Here is a 17,978-nt window from a genome sequence, read left to right on the forward strand (position 1 = left end):
CGGTGGCAGGGGCCTTACGGCAGGTTCCTGGCCATGACGATCCGCTGGACCTGGTTCGTGCCTTCATAAATCTGCGTGATCTTCGCGTCGCGCATCATGCGCTCGACCGGGTAGTCGCGGGTGTAGCCGTAGCCGCCGAGGAGCTGGACGGCGTCGGTGGTGACCTCCATGGCGACGTCCGAGGCGAAGCACTTGGCCGCGGCGCCCAGGTAGGTCAGGTCCGCGTCGCCGCGCTCGGAGGCGGCCGCGGCCTGGTAGGTGAGGGCGCGGGCCGCCGAGATCTTCATGGACATGTCTGCGAGCATGAACTGGATGCCCTGGAAGTCGGCGATGGGCTTGCCGAACTGCTTGCGCTCCTGGACGTAGCCCTTGGCGTAGTCGAGGGCACCCTGGGCGATGCCGAGGGCCTGGGCGGCGATGGTGATGCGGGTGTGGTCGAGGGTCTTCATGGCCGTCATGAAGCCGGTGCCCTCCTCGCCGATCATGCGGTCGGCGGGGATGCGGACGTTGTCGAAGTAGACCTCGCGGGTCGGGGAGCCCTTGATGCCGAGCTTCTTCTCGGGGGCGCCGAAGGAGACGCCCTCGTCGCCCTTCTCGACCACGAAGGCCGAGATGCCCTTCGAGCGCTTGCTGGGGTCGGTGACCGCCATCACCGTGTAGTACTCGGAGACGCCCGCGTTGGTGATCCAGCGCTTGACGCCGTTGAGGACGTAGTGGTCGCCGTCGCGGACCGCCTTCGTCTTCATGCCGGCCGCGTCGGAACCGGCGTCCGGCTCGGAGAGGCAGTAGGAGAACATGCCGTCGCCCTTGGCGAGCGGGGTCATGTACCTCTTCTTCAGGTCCTCGGAGCCGGAGAGGATCACCGGCAGGGAGCCCAGCTTGTTCACCGCCGGGATCAGCGAGGACGAGGCGCAGACCCGCGCCACCTCCTCGATCACGATCACCGTGGCGAGCGCGTCCGCGCCCGCGCCGCCGTAGGACTCGGGTACGTGGACCGCGTGCAGGTCGTTGGCGACCAGCGCGTCGTGCGCCTCCTGCGGGAAGCGCGCCTCCTCGTCCACCGCGGCGGCGTAGGGCGAGATCTTCGCCTCGGCCAGGGAGCGGACGGCGTCGCGGAGCATGTCGTGCTCCTCGGACGGGCGGTACAGGTCGAAGTCAGCCGATCCGGCCAAGGTCTCTCACGCTCCAAAGACGCTGCGATGCTGGCGCTAATTACCGTTAAGTAACCCAAATTTTAGTGCCACCGCTCACTTCAGTGATACGTGAGGTAGGCGACAGAGGGAAGGAGCCCGCCGCAGGTCCGCCGCGGTGGGCCCGCATGGGCTCGACCTGCCCCCGGCTATGCTCGGCACCGGTTCCGTCCGTATACCCCCTATCGGTCTCCCTGGAGCGTCCATGGCCCTGAAGATCACCGTGATCGGTACCGGTTATCTCGGTGCCACCCACGCCGCCGCGATGGCGGAGCTGGGGTTCGAGGTGCTCGGGCTCGACGTCGTCGAGGAGAAGGTCGACCTGCTGCGGCGGGGCGAGGTGCCGATGTACGAGCCGGGTCTGGAGGACCTGCTGCGCCGGCACGTGGCGGGGATCGAGGGGTCCAGCGGGCGGCTGCGGTTCACCACCGACTACGCCGAGGCGGCCGCCTTCGGTGACGTCCACTTCGTCTGTGTGAACACCCCGCAGCGGCACGGCGACTACGCCTGCGACATGTCGTACGTCGACGCCGCCTTCGCCTCCCTCGCCCCGCATCTGACCGGCCCCGCGCTGATCGTCGGCAAGTCGACCGTCCCGGTCGGCTCCGCCGAGCGGCTGGCCGCCTATGTCGCCGAGCACGCGCCCGCGGGCGCGGACGCGGAGGTGGCGTGGAACCCGGAGTTCCTGCGGGAGGGCTTCGCCGTGCAGGACACGCTGCGCCCGGACCGGATCGTGGTCGGGGTGCGCAGCGAGCGCGCGGAGAAGCTGCTGCGCGAGGTGTACGCGACGCCGGTCTCCGAGGGCACGCCGTTCGTGGTCACCGACTTCCCGACCGCCGAGCTGGTGAAGACCGCCGCGAACTCCTTCCTGGCCACCAAGATCTCCTTCATCAACGCGATGGCCGAGGTCTGCGAGGCCGCGGGCGGCGACGTCGCCAAGCTGGCGGAGGCGATCGGCTACGACGACCGGATCGGGGCGAAGTTCCTGCGGGCCGGCATCGGCTTCGGCGGGGGCTGCCTGCCCAAGGACATCCGGGCGTTCATGGCGCGCGCCGGCGAGCTGGGCGCGGACCAGGCGCTGACGTTCCTGCGCGAGATCGACTCGATCAACATGCGGCGGCGCGGCCAGATGGTGGAGATGGCCCGGGAGGCGCTCGGCGGCGGGTCGTTCCTGGGCCGCCGGGTCGCGGTGCTGGGCGCGAGCTTCAAGCCGGACTCCGACGACGTACGCGACTCGCCCGCGCTGAACGTCGCCGGGCAGATCCACCTCCAGGGCGGGCAGGTCACGGTGTACGACCCGAAGGGCATGGCCAACGCCCGCCGGCTGTTCCCGACGCTGGGGTACGCCGACTCCGCGCTGGAGGCGGTGCGGGGCGCGGACGTCGTCCTGCATCTGACCGAGTGGCGCGAGTTCCGCGAGCTGGATCCGGAGGCGCTCGGTGAGGCCGTCAAGGCCCGGGTGCTGCTGGACGGGCGCAACGCCCTGGACCCGGAGGTGTGGCGGCGGGCCGGGTGGACGTACCGGGCGATGGGGCGTCCCGCGGCCTGATCGCCGTACACCACCCCCGCAGCGAGACGGCGACGCCGTTTCGGCCGAGGCTCAGTCGGCCGAAACGGCGTCTTCTGGCATTCTGCCGCAACCGCGGCGTCCTGCAGGGCGGGCTCGCTACTTCGCGCGGTAGCGGCGCATCTTCGCGCGGGCCCCGCACACCTGCATCGAGCACCAGCGGCCGCGGCCCGCGGGGCTGCGGTCGTAGTACGCCCAGTGGCAGGTGGTGGCCTCGCACGCCTTGAGGCGGGTCCAGGTGCCGGCCACGAGCGCCTCGGCGACGGCGGCGGCGACCCGGGACAGCAGCGGGCCCTCGGCGGCGGGGGCGAGCCGGGCGGAGCCGTCCCGGTCGTCGACGGCGACCAGCAGCGGGGCGGCGGCGAGCAGGGTGCCGAGCGGGGTCACCTCGCGGTGCGGCGGGTGGCCGGCGTGGGCGAGGAGGGCGACGCGCAGGGACTCGCGCAGCTCGCGCGCGTCCGGCAGGTCCCGTTCGGTGAGTCCGAGGCGCGCCCGGCCGTCCTCCGTGTCGAGCGCGTCGGCGCCCGACTCGATGTCCAGCGTGTTGACCAGGGACTCGATCAGGGCGAGGCCTCCGGGCGCGGGTGATCTCTCGCTCATGGCTGCACGCTACCCTCCGCCGTTTCCCTTGCGACGTTACCGCCAATGCGGGAGCATGGGGTAACGGTTACCGGTTACCAACGTCTAGCGGTAACCCCGTGTTCCCGAGGAGGAAGTCATGGCTGTCGCCAAGCTGGGTGTCGTCGTCCTGGACTGCCCCGACCCCGCCGCGCTCGCCGGGTTCTACGCCGGTGTCCTGGGCGGCAGCGTCGAGGGCGAGGGCGAGTGGGTGGACCTGAAGGTGCCGGGCGGGCAGGCGCTCGCCTTCCAGCAGGCGCCGGGATACGTCGCGCCCGAGTGGCCCGCCGCCGACCACTCGCAGCAGTTCCACCTCGACCTGACCGTCGAGGACCTGGACACGGCCGAGAAGGAGGTCCTCGCCCTGGGGGCCCGCCCGCTGGACACCGAGGACCGCTCGCGGACCTGGCGGGTGTACGCCGACCCGGCGGGCCACCCGTTCTGTCTGTGTGCCTGCTGACTACGCCCCGCGGGCGTAGCGGCCGGGGGTCGTGCCCGTGAGGCGCTTGAAGTGCCGGGTGAGGTGCGGCTGGTCGTAGAAGCCGGCCGCGGGGGCCACCTCGGCGGCCGGCAGCCCGGAGAGCAGCAGCCGCCGGGCGTGGTCGACCCGGCGCCCCATCACGTACTGGTGCGGGGCGATGCCGAAGGCCGCCGTGAAGGCTCGCACCAGGTGGGCGGGGTGGGCGTGCAGCAGCCGTGCCGCCTCCTGGAGGGTCACCCCGTCGGGCAGCCGGGCGTCCAGCAGGTCGCGCAGACGGTGGGCCACGCCCCGGTCCGCCGCGGGCCGGGGCGGTTCGGGCCGGTGGCGCAGATGGCGGCGCAGCCGTTCGCCGATCAGGGCGAGTCGGCTCTCCGCCTCCAGCGCGTCACCCCGGTCGGCGAGGGCGGTGTGCAGCCGGCCCACGCGCCGCCGCAGCAGCGGGTCGACCAGGTCGGGGCCGTCGACCGCCGGGCCGATCAGGGTCTCGTCGAGGCGGGTCAGGTCGAGGTAGAGGACGCGCTTGCGGAAGCCGCCGGCCGTCGCGGGCGAGCCGTTGTGCGGGACCTGCGGCGGCAGCAGTGTCACCGTGTCCCGGGCGGTGCCGTGCTCGCGGCGGCCGAGGTCGTAGCGGACCGCGCCCTCGTCGACGATCAGCAGCGTCCACACGTCGTGGACGTGCATCGGGTAGGCGTGCTCGGTGAAGTGGGCGTGGAAGACCTCGACGACACCGGGGACGCGCGGGCGCCACGCGGAGACCTCGTTCCGGGCTGCCACCATGCAAAGAACGTACAAGAACGCGGACGGCGGCGGTCGGCAGTCTCACGGTATGACGTCCCCAGGCATGACCACCGGCATGACCACCGACACCTCGCCCGTCCGCTTCGACACCAAGATCGCCGTCCTGCTGCGCGAGGACCTGGCGCTCTGGCAGCGGCTGAACGTGACCGCGTTCCTGGTCAGCGGGCTGGGCACACGGCTTCCCGAGGTGATCGGCGAGCCGTACGCCGACGCCGACGGCACCCCGTATCTGCCGATGTTCCGCCAGCCGGTGCTGGTGTTCGAGGGCACCGGGGAGGCCCTGACCGCGGCGCACGGGCGCGCCCTGGCGCGGGAGCTGCCCCGGGCGGTGTTCACCTCGGATCTGTTCGCCACCGGCAACGACCGCGACAACCGCGCGGCGGTGCGCGCCGTGCCGGCGGACCGGCTGGACCTGGTCGGGCTGGCGGTGTACGGGCCGCGCAACGCCGTCGACAAGGTGCTCAAGGGGGCGCGCATGCACCGGTGAACCGCGGCGGGACGGCCCGCTATCCGTCGAGATCGGCGATCCGGGCCGTGGAGGGCTCCCGGCGCTGCTGGGCGGCCCGCGCGGTGAAGTCGGCCGTGCGCAGCACGCGTTGGACGTTGCCCCAGGTCAGCAGGGCGAGGTCGGTCTCGGTCCAGCCGCGGCGCAGCAGCTCGGCGATCAGGCGCGGGTAGCCGGAGGCGTCGGGCAGGTCCTGCGGGTGGGCGGCGCCGGAGTCGTAGGTGCCGGACAGGCCGACGCACTCGGGGCCGGCGATGGCGCGGACGTGGTCGAGATGGTCGGCCACGTCCCGTACGGTCGGCCCGGTCTGCTCGGCGGTCAGCGGCACCATGCACAGGCCCCCGGCCGCGCCCAGCGCGGCGAGCAGGTCGTCGGGCAGGTTGGCCGGGTGGGGGCGCAGCGCGCGGGCGGCCGAGCGGGTGCACAGCACCGGCGTGCGGGACAGGGCGAGGGTGCGGGCGGCGGTGGCCTCGGAGGCGCCGGAGAGGTCGGCGAGCACGCCGAGCCGGTTCATCTCGCGCACGGCCTCCTCACCGAACCGGGTCAGTCCGGCCTCGCTGGCCCAGGAGGTGCCGGTGAGGGTGAGGACCCGCAGGCCCAGGGAGTGCAGGACGCGCAGGATGGCCAGGGAGTCGTCCAGGGCGGAGGCCGCGGCCGGGCCGACCAGGACGGCCACGCGGCCGCAGTTGCGGGCGTCGATGACCTGCCCGGCCGTGTAGGCGAGGCGCAGCCCCTCGGGGTGCGCGTCGATCACCGCACGCACCAGCTCCAGCTGCTCCAGCGTGGCGCCCACGGCCCGGTCCGCCGCCAGACCGTCGGGCAGGTGCAGCGCCCAGAACAGCGCCCCGACATGGCCCTGGCGCAGTCGTGGCACGTCCGTGTCGACCGCGCTCTCGCCGAGCTGGAGGTCGTACCAGGGCAGGTGCCGCAGTGCCCAGGGCAGCCCGCTGTAGCCGTCGGCGACGGGGTGGGCGGCGAGCAGGGTGTGGGCCTCGTCCAGGGGGCCGACCGCGTCCGGCGCGGGCGGGGGCAGCGACTCGGGCAGCGGGAGCTCGCCGATTGCCGTGCTGGGGTGGAGTTCGTCCTGGAGGTCGGCCATGGCAGGCTCCGTACATCGTGATCGTCGGCGTGAGCGGCAGTACAGTCACCGTCGCACGCAGGGGCGGGGGCTTCCTGGTGGGCGGGGCGTTCGGGGGTACGGCCCCGGTCCGAGCCGCCGGCCGGGCTTGAATCTGACACTGGTGTCAGGTTCTACCGTGCCGTCATGACGCAGACAACGGACTTCCTGGCCCCGGCCCGGCTCGGCCGGCTGGCGCTCCCCCACCACCTCGTGATGGCCCCGCTGACCCGCAACCGGGCGGCCGCCGACGGCACTCCGACCGATCTGATGGTCACGCACTACGCCCAGCGCGCCTCGGCCGGACTGATCATCGCCGAGGGGTCGACGCCGAACCCGGTCGGGCAGACGTACCCGAACATCACGGCCGTCCACACCGACCGGCACGTGGCCGGCTGGCGGCGGGTCACCGACGCGGTCCGGGCGGCCGGCGGGCACATGTTCCTCCAGCTCCAGCACGGCGGCCGGGTCAGCCACCCGGCGACGACCGGGCTGACCCCGGTGTCGGCGTCCGCGATCGCGCTGCCGGAGACCATCTTCACGCCGGGCGGGCACCGGCCCGCCGCCGTCCCGCGCGAGATGACCGCGGCCGACATCCGCGCCACGGTCGCCGACTTCGCCGCCGCGGCCCGCCGGGCCGTCGACGCGGGCTTCGAGGGCGTGGAGGTGCACTCCGCCAACGGCATGCTGCTGCACCAGTTCCTCGCCGCCAACACCAACCGCCGCACCGACGCGTACGGCGGTTCCGTCGAGCGGCGGGTGCGGTTCGCGGTGGAGGTGACCGAGGCGGTGGCCGACGCGATCGGGGCCGACCGGGTGGGCGTCCGGGTCTCCCCCGGCACCACCGTCAACGGCATCCGGGAGGAGGCGGCCGAGACCGGCGAGCTGTACCCGGAGCTCGTGGCCCGGCTGCGCGGGATCGCCTATCTGCACCTGGTGCACGCGGACCCGGACAGCGCGCTGTTCCGGCGGCTGCGGCGCCAGTGGCCGGGCACGCTGATCGGCAACCCCGTCCTGACGGACCTCACCACGGACGCCGTACGCGACGGCTCGGCGCGGATGCTGGCCGGCGGGGCCGATCTGGTGGCGCTGGGGCGGCCGTTCCTCGCCAACCCCGACCTGGTCGAGCGGCTGCGCCGGGGCGCGCCGCTCAACCCGGTGCGGGAGCGGTACTTCATGTACACGGGCGGGGCGGCCGGTTACAACGACTACCCCGCCCTGGACGCGGCCCCTCAGCCGTCGAGCGACTCGATCGTCGCGTTCGACGGCGCCCGGGTCGCCTGAAGCCCCCGGGCCACGTCCTCCGCCGCGCCCAGCACCCGTACGGCGTTCTGCCAGGTCAGCTTGGCGAGGTCGGCCCTCGACCAGCCGCGGTCCAGCAGTTCGGCGATCAGGTTCGGGTAGCCGGAGACGTCACCGAGGCCCTCGGGGGTGAACGCGGTGCCGTCGTAGTCGCCGCCGATGCCGAGGTGGTCGATGCCGGCGACCTCGCGCATGTGGTCCAGGTGGTCGGCGACCGTCGCGACCGTGGCGACCGGGCGCGGGTGGGCCTCCTCGAAGGCGCGGTGCACCTTCATCGCCTCGGGGGTGGTGTCGAGGTGGTGGAAGCCGTGGGCGCGCATGTTGTCGTCGGCGGCGGCCGTCCAGTCGACCGCCGCCTGGAGCACGAACTTCGGCACGAACGTCACCATCGCCACACCGCCGTTGGCGGGCAGCCGCTCCAGGACGTCGTCGGGGATGTTGCGCGGGTGGTCGCACACCGCCCGGGAGGAGGAGTGCGAGAAGATCACCGGCGCGCTGGAGGCGTCCAGCGCGTCCCGCATGGTCGTCGCCGCCACATGGGAGAGGTCGACGAGCATGCCGAGCCGGTTCATCTCCCGCACGACCTCGCGGCCGAACTCCGTGAGCCCGCCGGCCCTCGGCTCGTCCGTCGCGGAGTCCGCCCAGTCGACGTTGTCGTTGTGGGTGAGGGTCAGGTACCGCACGCCCAGCGCGTACAGCCCGCGCAGAGTGCCGAGGGAGTTGGCGATGGAGTGCCCGCCCTCGGCGCCCATGAGGGAGGCGATACGGCCCTCCGCGCGGGCCGCCTCCAGGTCCGCCGCCGTGAACGCGGCCCGCAGCTCGCGCGGATGACGCTCGATCAGCTGCCGTACGCAGTCGATCTGCTCCAGCGTGGCCTCGACCGGGCCGGGCAGGTCCGCGCGGACGTAGACCGACCAGTACTGCGCGCCGACCCCGCCCTCGCGCAGCCGCGGCAGATCGGTGTGCAGGTGCGTGTCCTGCCGTACGGCGATGTCGCGGGCGGCGAGGTCGTAGCGGACCTGTTCGCGCAGCGCCCAGGGCAGGTCGTTGTGGCCGTCGGCGACCGGGAACTCGGCGAGGAGTTCCCGGGCGGCCTCCAGGGAGGAGGACATCGGCGTCACTTCCCGAAGCCGAAGCCGTTCGCGGCGCCGTCGACCTTGGCGCGCAGGCGCTTGCCCTTCTCGGTGGCCTGGTCGTTCAGGTCCTGCTGGAAGTCGCGCATCCGGCCGAGCAGTTCCTCGTCGTGCGCGGCGAGGATGCGGGCGGCCATCAGGCCGGCGTTGCGGGCACCGCCCACGGCCATGGTGGCCACCGGCACACCGGCCGGCATCTGCGCGATCGACAGCAGGGAGTCCATGCCGTCGAGGTACTTCAGCGGGACGGGGACACCGACGACGGGCAGCGGGGTGACCGAGGCGAGCATGCCCGGCAGATGGGCGGCGCCGCCCGCACCGGCGATGATCACCTTGAGCCCGCGGTCGGCGGCCTGCTCACCGTAGGCGATCATCTCGCGCGGCATGCGGTGCGCGGACACGACGTCGACCTCGTAGGCGATCTCGAACTCCTCGAGCGCCTTCGCCGCGGCCTCCATGACCGGCCAGTCGGAGTCCGAACCCATGACGATGCCAACAAGGGGGCTCATTCGGTGATCGTGCCTCTCAGGTAGTCGGCCGCGTGGCGGGCGCGCTCCAGCACGTCGGCCAGGTCGTCGCCGTAGGTGTTGACGTGTCCGACCTTACGGCCCGGCTTCACGTCCTTGCCGTACATGTGGATCTTGAGCTGCGGGTCGCGGGCCATGCAGTGCAGGTACGCGTAGTACATGTCGGGGTAGTCGCCGCCGAGGACGTTCGCCATGACCGTCCACTTCGCGCGCGGGCGCGGGTCGCCGAGCGGCAGGTCGAGCACGGCGCGGACGTGGTTGGCGAACTGGCTGGTGATCGCGCCGTCCATGGTCCAGTGACCGGAGTTGTGCGGGCGCATCGCGAGCTCGTTGACGAGGATGCGGCCGTCGCGGGTCTGGAACAGCTCGACCGCGAGGTGCCCGACGACACCCAGCTCCTTGGCGATCCTGAGGGCCATCTCCTCGGCCTGCAGCGCGAGGGACTCCTCCAGGTCGGGTGCGGGGGCGATGACCGTGTCGCACACGCCGTTCACCTGGCGGGACTCCACCACCGGGTAGGCGACCGCCTGGCCGTGCGGGGAGCGGACGACGTTCGCGGCGAGCTCGCGCACGAAGTCGACCTTCTCCTCGGCGAGCACGGGCACGCCGGCGCGGAACGGGTCCGCCGCCTCCTCGACGGAGTCGACCACCCACACGCCCTTGCCGTCGTAGCCGCCGCGGACGGTCTTGAGGACGACCGGGAAGCCGTCCCCCTCGGCCGCGAAGGCGGCCACGTCCTGCGGATCGCTCACGATCCGGTGCCGTGGGCACGGCACACCGATCGCGTCGAGCCTGGCGCGCATCACCCCCTTGTCCTGGGCGTGCACCAGCGCGTCCGGGCCGGGGCGCACGGGGATGCCGTCCGCCTCCAGGGCCCGCAGATGCTCGGTGGGAACGTGTTCGTGATCGAAGGTGATCACATCGCACCCGCGCGCGAACTCGCGCAGCGTGTCCAGATCGCGATAGTCGCCGATGACGACATCGCTCACGACCTGCGCCGCGGAATCCTGAGGGGTGTCACTGAGAAGCTTGAACCTGATGCCGAGCGGGATGCCTGCCTCGTGTGTCATACGAGCGAGCTGGCCCCCGCCGACCATGCCGACTACCGGGAACGTCACGCCCCCAGGGTATCGGCCACACGGACATGGCCGGATTCCGCTCCTCCCGTACGGGGTCGGAGGGCGTCCTCCTCCATGCTTCCCGGCGATCTGTGACCGAGCTGTGCAGCCATCTGCAAGCGATCACGAAAGGGGGGTGGTTAGCATGACGGAGTTGACGATTTCCGACGGACGGGGCCTTCATCGCCATGGAACACGGTTCCTCGGGGCTGCATGCGGCGCCCCCCGGTGCGATGCGGCAGCGCGTCGACCGCCTCGTCAGGGAGGCCGCCAAGTTCGGGGCGGTGGGCGGGGCCGGCCTTCTGGTCAACCTCGGCGTGTTCAACCTGGTGCGCAGCGTCACCGACCTGCAGGTGGTCCGCGCGAGTGTGATCGCCACCGTCGCCGCGATCGTCTTCAACTACATCGGGTTCCGGTACTTCACCTACCGCGACCGCGACAAGAGCGGCCGCACCCGTGAGCTGACCCTGTTCGTCGTGTTCAGCGCGATCGGTCTGGTCATCGAGAACGGGGTGCTGTACGCCGCGACGTACGGGTTCGGCTGGGACAGCCCGCTGCAGAGCAACATCTTCAAGTTCCTCGGCATCGGCATCGCCACCCTGTTCCGCTTCTGGTCCTACCGCAGCTGGGTCTTCAAGGCCCTGCCGCCGGAGACACCGGCGGAGCCGGCCGCGCCGCCGAGGCCGGTGGGCGGACCCCGGCCGCACGCGGGGCACGCGCACGGCAGGACGTCCCGGCAGCGCGTCAAGCAGCGGGTCTGACCCTCAGCGGACCGTCGGCGGGGTCTCCTCCGGCTTGGCCGGGGTCGTACGGGACAGGAAGAGCCCGAAGACGGGCGGCTGCGCCTGGAGCATCTCCAGCCGGCCGCCGTCCGCCTCCGCGAGGTCGCGGGCCACGGCCAGGCCGATGCCGGTGGAGTTGCGGCCGCTGATCGCGCGCTCGAAGATCCTCGCGCCCAGGTCTGCGGGGACGCCGGGGCCCTCGTCGGTGACCTCGATCACGGCCTGGTTGCCGGTGACCCGGGTGCGCAGCGCGACCGTGCCGCCACCGTGCATGAGGGAGTTCTCGATCAGCGCCGCCAGCACCTGCGCGACCGCGCCCGGGGTGCCGACGGCCTCCAGGTGCCGTTTGCCGGAGCTGACGATGGCCCGGCCCGCGCTGCGGTAGGCGGGGCGCCACTCGGCGAGCTGCTGCTGGATGACCTCGTCGAGGTCGAAGGTGACCGCGGAGCCGGTGCGCGGGTCGCGCGCGTTGGTCAGCAGCCGTTCGACGACGTCCGTGAGACGCTCCACCTGCGTCAGCGCGATGGTCGCCTCCTCCTTCACCGTGTCCGGGTCGTCGGTGAGGGTGATCTCCTCCAGGCGCATCGACAGCGCGGTCAGCGGGGTGCGCAGCTGGTGGGAGGCGTCGGCGGCCAGCCGCCGCTCGGCCGTCAGCATCCGCGCGATGCGCTCGGCGGAGGCGTCCAGCACATCGGCGACCCGGTCAAGCTCGGGGACGCCGTAGCGCTTGTGGCGCGGGCGCGGGTCGCCGGAGCCGAGGCGCTCCGCGGTCTCGGCCAGGTCGGTCAGCGGGGAGGCCAGCCGGTTCGCCTGCCGCAGCGCGAGCGCCACCGCCGCGATCACCGCGAGCAACGCCACCGCCCCGATGATCAGCAGCGTCCGGCCCACCTCGCGGGTGATCGCCGAGCGCGGCTCCTGCACGGTGACCGTCTCGCGCTCCTCGCCGAGCGCGGTGTGCTCGATGACGTCGCCGCCGGGCTTGTCGCCGATCTCGATGGGCGGCCGGCCGGGGATCCGCACGACCGCGTACCGCTCGTCGCCGACCTGGTCGCGCAGTATCTCCGCGGTGATCTCCTCACGGCCCAGGATGCGGCCGTCGACGATTCCCGCCAGCCGGCCGGCCTCGGAGTTCACCCGCTCCTGCGCGCTCGCCGTGATCGTCCTCGTCTCGACGATCACCAGCGACAGCCCGAACACGGCGATGACGACGAGCACCACGGCGAGCGTGGACTGGATGAGACGGCGACGCACGGAGCCCTCCGGGGCAATGACTTACGACGACCAGTGTGGCAGCGCCCCCAGGGGCGCGGGGCCGTGTCGCTGTGCGGCTCCGCCGCGCGGGCGCGATCGACCACAACGGCGCCGCACCCGCGACCTGACGGCAAGCCCCTACGGCGATGGTGCGCCAGGCCGGCCGGGCCCAGCGGCGGGGCTCAACTCTTCTCGAAGCGGAAGCCCACGCCCCGCACGGTCGCGATGTAACGCGGGTTCGCCGCGTCGTCGCCCAGCTTCTTGCGCAGCCAGGAGATGTGCATGTCGAGGGTCTTGGTGGACGACCACCAGGTGGTGTCCCAGACCTCGCGCATGAGCTGGTCGCGGGTGACGACCCGGCCCGCGTCGCGCACCAGCACCCGCAGCAGGTCGAACTCCTTCGCGGTGAGCTGGAGCTCCTCGTCACCCATCCAGGCCCGGTGGGACTCGACGTCGATGCGCACGCCGTGCGTGGCCGGCGGCTGCTGGGGCTCGGCCGAGCCGCGCCGCAGCAGGGCCCGCACCCGCGCGAGCAGCTCGGCGAGCCGGAACGGCTTGGTGACGTAGTCGTCGGCGCCCGCGTCCAGGCCCACGACCGTGTCCACCTCGTCGGCGCGCGCGGTCAGGATCAGGATCGGCACGGTGTGACCCTCGGCACGCAGCCGGCGGGCGACCTCCAGGCCGTCCATGCCGGGCAGGCCCAGGTCCAGGACGACCAGGTCGACGCCGCCCTGGATACCGGCGTCGAGCGCGGTCGGGCCGTCCTCACGGACCTCGACCTCGTACCCCTCCCGGCGCAGGGCGCGGGCCAGGGGCTCGGAGATGGACGCGTCGTCCTCGGCGAGCAGTACACGGGTCATGAGCTGATGGTAGTCCGCCCGCCACCGCGCCCGAGGTGAGATCGACAGCCCCGATTCTTACCCGCCGACTTGTCGGGCATACCGGACAGCCGGTCGGGGTGGCTCCAGGAGCGAACCTAGGATTGCGGGGGCCATCCCTGTGATCACATTCGAATCGGGCCCTGCGGTTCCGATGTCACCTGTGATCCATGTCTCAAGTCCTTCCATATCCGGCACTGCACTGCCGTATGGTGCTTTCAACGCCTGTAGCACCACGGGGACCTTCGGCGGCCATTTGACGCTGAGGGTCTCTTTTGTGTGCGGGCCGGTCCACGCCGGCCTCGAAAGGAATGACCTGTGGCCGGGCCTCACGCGCGACGAAGCGCACCGAGGCGTGGATCCCGGTGGTCGCCGTCCACCGCTCCGTGATCCGGAGCGGACTCCCCCTGGGCGTGGGGGCGGGCGGTCCGATCCCGCCGGTGCCGGCCGCCCCACCGGGCGCGCACGCTCCTCCGCGCGTCCCGACCAGCAAGGAACGACCCATGGCGTCCAGCCTGACGAAGGACTCGGTCCGTCCGGGCACCCCCGGTTCCGAGAAGACCTTCTTCGGCCACCCCCGCGGCCTGGCCACCCTCTTCATGACCGAGATGTGGGAGCGTTTCTCCTACTACGGCATGAGGGCACTGCTTCCCCTCTACCTGGTCGCCCCCGCCGGGCTCGGCCTGGACGCCGGCACGGCGATCGCGATCTACTCCGTCTACGTCTCGACGGTGTATCTGCTCGCCATGCCCGGCGGCTGGTTCGGCGACCGCGTCTGGGGCCCCCGCAAGACCGTCACGGTCGCGGGCTCGGTCATCATGGCCGGCCACCTGGTCCTGGCGCTGCCCACCGCGGGCACCTTCTACTTCGGCCTGCTGCTGGTCGCCATCGGCTCCGGCCTGCTGAAGTCCAACATCTCGACCATGGTGGGCCACCTCTACGACGGCCCGAACGACCCGCGCCGCGACGGTGGCTTCACGGTCTTCTACATGGGCATCAACCTCGGCGCGTTCGCCGCGCCGCTGGTCATCGGCACCGTCGGCCAGAACGTCAACTGGCACCTCGGCTTCGCGCTGGCCGCCCTCGGCATGGCGCTCGGCCTGGTCCAGTTCCTGATCGGCAGCCGTCACCTGTCGGACCGCTCCAGCGTCGTCCCGAAGCCGCTGAGCACCGACGAGCGCAACTCCACGCTGCGCAAGGCCATGATCTGGATGCTGATCGCGGCCGTCTTCTACACGATCGTCGTCGCCACCGGCCACTACACCCTGAACTGGGTCATGGTCCCGCTGATGGTCATCGGCCTGGTCGTCCCGGTCACCGTCCTGGCGCGCATCAAGCGCGACAAGGAGCTGTCCGACGCCGAGCAGTCCCGCGTCTCCGGCTACATCTGGTTCTTCGTCGCCGCGGCCGTCTTCTGGATGATCTACGACCAGGGCGGCTCGACCCTGTCGATCTTCGCGGACGAGCACGTCGACAACCACGTCTTCGGCTGGGAGTTCCCGGTCTCCTGGTTCCAGTCGGTCAACCCCGTCCTGGTGATGGCGCTGGCCCCGGTGTTCGCCGCGATCTGGGTGTCCCTCGCCCGCAGCGGCAAGGAGCCCAGCACGATCGTCAAGTTCGGCGGCGGTCTGGCCCTGGTCGGCATCTCCTTCTTCGTCTTCCTGCTGCCGCTGGTGGCCGCGGACGGCGGCAAGGTCTCCCCGTGGTGGATCGTGCTGATCTACTTCTGCCAGACGACCGGTGAGCTGATGCTGTCCCCGGTGGGTCTGTCCGTCACCACGAAGATGGCGCCGGCCAAGTACGCCTCCCAGATGATGGGCGTCTGGTTCCTCGCGGTCACCGCGGGCGACGCGATCACGGGCCTGCTGTCCACCTACGGCGTCGACCTGAACAAGACCGGCGTCGTGGCGGCCGAGGCCGCGCTTGCGGTGCTCGCCGGTGTCGCGGTCCACATGTACCGCAAGCGGGTCAAGGAGCTCATGGGGTCCGTGCGCTAGCACGGGGCTGAGCCGGGTTCCGTAGAGGGCCGCTGTATCCGAGGGGGATGCAGCGGCCCTCTCGCCGTCGTCCTGGCACGGTCCGGCGCTGGAGAGCGTCGAGGGCACGCGGCGCGGGGAGGTACGCCGATTCCCCTGAACGGCCTGCTCTTGGTGAAGCGTCAGATCGGCCGTCGAGGTGCGCCCGCACGCAAGAAGAGGGAAGCGCGCAGGAAGAGGGAAGCGCGTAGGAAGAGGGAGGAGCGGCGCGGCGAACCGCGCGAGGGGACCGCAGCGGGCAGGCGGCCCGGAGCGCGCAGACGGCCCCGCGGTCTAGGCCGGAGCCCCCAGCTCGGCCCACACGGTCTTTCCGGCGGCCCCGGGCGTCCGGACGACGCCCCAGTCCAGGCACAGCCGCTGCACGATGAACATGCCGTGCCCGCCGGGCCGCGCGGCGCGGTGCGGCGTACGCGGCGCCGGCTGTCCCGAGCCCCGGTCGGAGACCTCGACCCGGATCACCTTGTTGTCGCAGGCGATCTCCATCTCCGAGGGCCCCTCGGCATGGAGGCACGCGTTGGTGACCAGCTCGGAGACGACGAGCAGCACGTCCTCCGCCGCGGCCCGCCGGTCCGCGGTCTCGGCCGGCAGCCAGCCCCACGCGTACAGCGCCTGACGGGCGAAGTCGCGGGCCAGCGGCACGACGCCGGCCTGTCCCGCGAAGTCCAGCCGGCGGACCTGCCGGCCTCCCTCACAGGCCCCGGGCGCCCCTGGCCCCCCGGAAGCGCCGCTGGGCTCGTCGGAGCCCGGCGAGTAGGGCCGGGTGGTGCTCATCAGCGCTTCACCTCACCGATTCACCAGATCACGATTCAAGAGTCACTTCAGTAGGACGACCGCACCCGCGGTGGTCCCTGCCGACATGCTCAGGAGGTCTCCTGCCCATGCGGCCCGGCGGAACACCCGCTCTTTTCCGGATCAGCCGGATTCGTCGGCCAAGGCCGCCTCAAGCGTGTCATGGACAGTGAAGACGGCGTCCGCGCCGGTGATCTCGAACACCCGCGACACCACGGGCAGCATCCCGGCGAGGTGCACCCCGCCACCGGCGGCCTCCGCCTTCAGGCGGGCGCCGAGCAGGACGTTCAGCCCGGTGGAGTCACAGAACTCCAGCCGGGAGCAGTCGACGACCAGGCGGCTGTACCCCTTCTCGAGGCAGTCCTCCAGTGGTTCGCGCAACAGGGCGGCGGTGTGGTGATCGAGCTCACCCGCCGGTGTCACGACGGCGCTGGAGCCCTCCTGCCGCACTTCCACCAGAAGCCGGCCAGACTGCGCACTGCCGACCGTCCCGTGGTCCATGCCGTCTCTCTCCCGAGGTCGTGGCTACTGACTGACGTCCTCGAACCCTACGCCTTCATCACACACTCCGACACCCGAACAAGTACCAGGAAACGGGCATACCGCCATGTAACGCACTTGCGGCGGCTGTTGAAAAGCGGGTAGGGCTAGTAAGGACACGTAACCGACACGGCCGGCTTTGGAGGCGCCGCACACCGCAGTGCACGTACTGGCCCCGGCAGCCATATGCCGAGAACGATGGAGGACATCATGTCACCCCGGCTCGACGCATCGCGTACCCCCACAGCGACGTCGGCAATCGCTCCGGAACATCTGGATCCCATCGACCCGACGACCGACGCGGGCGACGCGCTCGCCGGTCTTCCGGAGATCCCCCCATACGAAGAAGTGGGGCCGGTGGATGCACGGGCCCTGTCCAAGACCCTCTTCGAGCGGCTGGAGTCCCTCGAGGAAGGCACGCACGACCACGCGTACGTCCGTAACACCCTGGTCGAACTCAACCTCGCGCTCGTCAAGTTCGCCGCCTCCCGGTTCCGCTCGCGCAGTGAGCCGATGGAGGACATCGTGCAGGTCGGCACCATCGGCCTGATCAAGGCGATCGACCGCTTCGAACTCGCCCGCGGCGTCGAGTTCCCCACTTTCGCGATGCCGACCATCATCGGCGAGATCAAGCGTTTCTTCCGCGACACCTCGTGGTCCGTGCGCGTGCCGCGCAGGCTGCAGGAACTGCGGCTGGACCTGGCCAAGGCCGGGGACGAGCTGGCGCAGCGGCTGGACCGCGCCCCGACGGTGCCGGAGCTCGCCGAGCATCTGGGGCTCAGCCAGGACGAGGTCGTCGAGGGCATGGCCGCCTCCAACGCCTACACCGCCAGCTCGCTGGACGCCCAGCCCGAGGAGGACGACTCCGAGGGCGCCCTCGCGGACCGCATCGGCTACGAGGACCACGGGCTCGAAGGCATCGAGTACGTCGAGTCGTTGAAGCCGCTGATCGCCGAACTCGCCCCGCGCGACCGGAAGATCCTGTCCCTGCGCTTCGTCGCGGGCATGACCCAGTCGGAGATCGGCGAGGAGCTGGGCATCTCCCAGATGCACGTCTCCCGGCTGCTGTCCCGCACGCTGGGGCGCCTGCGCAAGGGGCTGACCGTCGAGGAGTGACGGCCCGCCGCACTCTCCTCGTACGTCGCGTACTCCCCCTGCTCCCCTTGTTCCTGTACGACTTCCCGGGGGCGGTTCGACCAGTCGGACCGCCCCGGCGGTCGTTACCGGACCGCGCCCTTCTGTCTCTCTGTTACCGCAGGAAACGTCTTTCCCCGTCGACGCGCGTCCACCACTATGGCCCCCCAAACCGACTGGTACGTCAGTGACTTGGCGAGGCCGACAGGGAC

At 71.6% G+C, this 17,978-nt stretch carries 18 protein-coding genes; 7 read left to right on the forward strand and 11 right to left on the reverse strand.

Annotated elements, in window-relative coordinates; genetic code table 11:
• Positions 1-14 precede the first annotated feature (14 nt).
• Positions 15-1,172 (reverse strand): acyl-CoA dehydrogenase, encoded by a 1,158-nt coding sequence (locus tag ACIGXJ_RS20255; protein ID WP_399647104.1) that lies wholly within the window; start codon positions 1,170-1,172, stop codon positions 15-17.
• 223 nt (positions 1,173-1,395) lie between these two features.
• On the opposite strand from ACIGXJ_RS20255, the gene ACIGXJ_RS20260 reads away from it, so the two are divergent.
• Positions 1,396-2,739 carry a UDP-glucose dehydrogenase family protein gene (locus ACIGXJ_RS20260; RefSeq protein ID WP_399647107.1) on the forward strand — a complete coding sequence of 448 codons (1,344 nt, stop codon included), beginning with the start codon at positions 1,396-1,398 and terminating at the stop codon, positions 2,737-2,739.
• A gap of 117 nt (positions 2,740-2,856) precedes the next feature.
• Here ACIGXJ_RS20260 and ACIGXJ_RS20265 read toward each other — a convergent pair whose 3' ends face one another.
• Positions 2,857-3,357 carry a CGNR zinc finger domain-containing protein gene (locus ACIGXJ_RS20265; RefSeq protein ID WP_399647110.1) on the reverse strand — a complete coding sequence of 167 codons (501 nt, stop codon included), beginning with the start codon at positions 3,355-3,357 and terminating at the stop codon, positions 2,857-2,859.
• Positions 3,358-3,475: 118 nt separating this feature from the next.
• Between ACIGXJ_RS20265 and ACIGXJ_RS20270 the strand changes: the two genes are divergently transcribed.
• Positions 3,476-3,835, forward strand: coding sequence for a VOC family protein (locus ACIGXJ_RS20270; RefSeq protein WP_399647112.1), 360 nt, complete (start codon positions 3,476-3,478; stop codon positions 3,833-3,835).
• Here ACIGXJ_RS20270 and ACIGXJ_RS20275 read toward each other — a convergent pair whose 3' ends face one another.
• Positions 3,836-4,633 (reverse strand): AraC family transcriptional regulator, encoded by a 798-nt coding sequence (locus ACIGXJ_RS20275; RefSeq protein WP_399647115.1) that lies wholly within the window; start codon positions 4,631-4,633, stop codon positions 3,836-3,838. It abuts the gene before it with no gap.
• 49 nt (positions 4,634-4,682) lie between these two features.
• Here ACIGXJ_RS20275 and ACIGXJ_RS20280 point away from each other — a divergent pair, with 49 nt between their 5' ends.
• On the forward strand, positions 4,683-5,141 hold the full coding sequence (locus tag ACIGXJ_RS20280) for a DUF2000 family protein (RefSeq protein ID WP_399647118.1): 459 nt from the start codon (positions 4,683-4,685) through the stop codon (positions 5,139-5,141).
• Between the two features lie 19 nt (positions 5,142-5,160).
• On the opposite strand, the gene ACIGXJ_RS20285 is transcribed toward ACIGXJ_RS20280, so the two are convergent.
• Positions 5,161-6,258 (reverse strand): dipeptidase, encoded by a 1,098-nt coding sequence (locus ACIGXJ_RS20285; RefSeq protein WP_399647121.1) that lies wholly within the window; start codon positions 6,256-6,258, stop codon positions 5,161-5,163.
• A gap of 165 nt (positions 6,259-6,423) precedes the next feature.
• Between ACIGXJ_RS20285 and ACIGXJ_RS20290 the strand changes: the two genes are divergently transcribed.
• Positions 6,424-7,560 carry an alkene reductase gene (locus ACIGXJ_RS20290; protein ID WP_399647124.1) on the forward strand — a complete coding sequence of 379 codons (1,137 nt, stop codon included), beginning with the start codon at positions 6,424-6,426 and terminating at the stop codon, positions 7,558-7,560.
• On the opposite strand, the gene ACIGXJ_RS20295 is transcribed toward ACIGXJ_RS20290, so the two are convergent.
• The 3 genes from ACIGXJ_RS20295 to ACIGXJ_RS20305 are packed head-to-tail and all read right to left on the reverse strand — an operon-like array spanning position 7,509 to position 10,356.
• Positions 7,509-8,690, reverse strand: a complete 1,182-nt coding sequence (locus ACIGXJ_RS20295) for a dipeptidase (protein WP_399647127.1) — start codon at positions 8,688-8,690, stop codon at positions 7,509-7,511. The two genes, ACIGXJ_RS20290 and ACIGXJ_RS20295, sit on opposite strands and share 52 nt — an antisense overlap.
• 5 nt (positions 8,691-8,695) lie before the next feature.
• Entirely contained in the window at positions 8,696-9,220 is a 525-nt protein-coding gene (gene purE / locus ACIGXJ_RS20300; protein ID WP_399647130.1) for a 5-(carboxyamino)imidazole ribonucleotide mutase, read from the reverse strand.
• On the reverse strand, positions 9,217-10,356 hold the full coding sequence (locus ACIGXJ_RS20305) for a 5-(carboxyamino)imidazole ribonucleotide synthase (RefSeq protein WP_399647134.1): 1,140 nt from the start codon (positions 10,354-10,356) through the stop codon (positions 9,217-9,219). The genes purE and ACIGXJ_RS20305 overlap by 4 nt, the downstream gene beginning before the upstream one ends.
• 188 nt (positions 10,357-10,544) lie before the next feature.
• Here ACIGXJ_RS20305 and ACIGXJ_RS20310 point away from each other — a divergent pair, with 188 nt between their 5' ends.
• On the forward strand, positions 10,545-11,117 hold the full coding sequence (locus ACIGXJ_RS20310; protein ID WP_399647137.1) for a GtrA family protein: 573 nt from the start codon (positions 10,545-10,547) through the stop codon (positions 11,115-11,117).
• A gap of 3 nt (positions 11,118-11,120) precedes the next feature.
• Here ACIGXJ_RS20310 and ACIGXJ_RS20315 read toward each other — a convergent pair whose 3' ends face one another.
• On the reverse strand, positions 11,121-12,389 hold the full coding sequence (locus ACIGXJ_RS20315; protein ID WP_399647139.1) for an ATP-binding protein: 1,269 nt from the start codon (positions 12,387-12,389) through the stop codon (positions 11,121-11,123).
• A 182-nt stretch (positions 12,390-12,571) separates the two neighbouring features.
• Positions 12,572-13,249 (reverse strand): response regulator transcription factor, encoded by a 678-nt coding sequence (locus ACIGXJ_RS20320; RefSeq protein ID WP_043501447.1) that lies wholly within the window; start codon positions 13,247-13,249, stop codon positions 12,572-12,574.
• Between the two features lie 521 nt (positions 13,250-13,770).
• Here ACIGXJ_RS20320 and ACIGXJ_RS20325 point away from each other — a divergent pair.
• Positions 13,771-15,264 carry a peptide MFS transporter gene (locus ACIGXJ_RS20325; protein ID WP_399647141.1) on the forward strand — a complete coding sequence of 498 codons (1,494 nt, stop codon included), beginning with the start codon at positions 13,771-13,773 and terminating at the stop codon, positions 15,262-15,264.
• Positions 15,265-15,576: 312 nt separating this feature from the next.
• On the opposite strand, the gene ACIGXJ_RS20330 is transcribed toward ACIGXJ_RS20325, so the two are convergent.
• Together ACIGXJ_RS20330 and ACIGXJ_RS20335 are read right to left on the reverse strand one after the other, a co-directional pair.
• The gene (locus ACIGXJ_RS20330; RefSeq protein WP_399647143.1) at positions 15,577-16,074 is read right to left on the reverse strand and encodes an ATP-binding protein; all 498 of its coding nucleotides are present in this window, start codon (positions 16,072-16,074) and stop codon (positions 15,577-15,579) included.
• A 141-nt stretch (positions 16,075-16,215) separates the two neighbouring features.
• Complete coding sequence (locus ACIGXJ_RS20335; RefSeq protein WP_399647145.1) at positions 16,216-16,593, reverse strand: STAS domain-containing protein; 378 nt, start codon at positions 16,591-16,593, stop codon at positions 16,216-16,218.
• 249 nt (positions 16,594-16,842) lie between these two features.
• On the opposite strand from ACIGXJ_RS20335, the gene ACIGXJ_RS20340 reads away from it, so the two are divergent.
• Positions 16,843-17,748 carry an RNA polymerase sigma factor SigF gene (locus tag ACIGXJ_RS20340; protein ID WP_399647148.1) on the forward strand — a complete coding sequence of 302 codons (906 nt, stop codon included), beginning with the start codon at positions 16,843-16,845 and terminating at the stop codon, positions 17,746-17,748.
• The last annotated feature ends 230 nt before the right edge of the window (positions 17,749-17,978 follow it).

The organism is Streptomyces sp. NPDC053367 (assembly GCF_044545925.1).
In the GTDB taxonomy this organism is placed as follows: Bacteria; Actinomycetota; Actinomycetes; order Streptomycetales; family Streptomycetaceae; genus Streptomyces.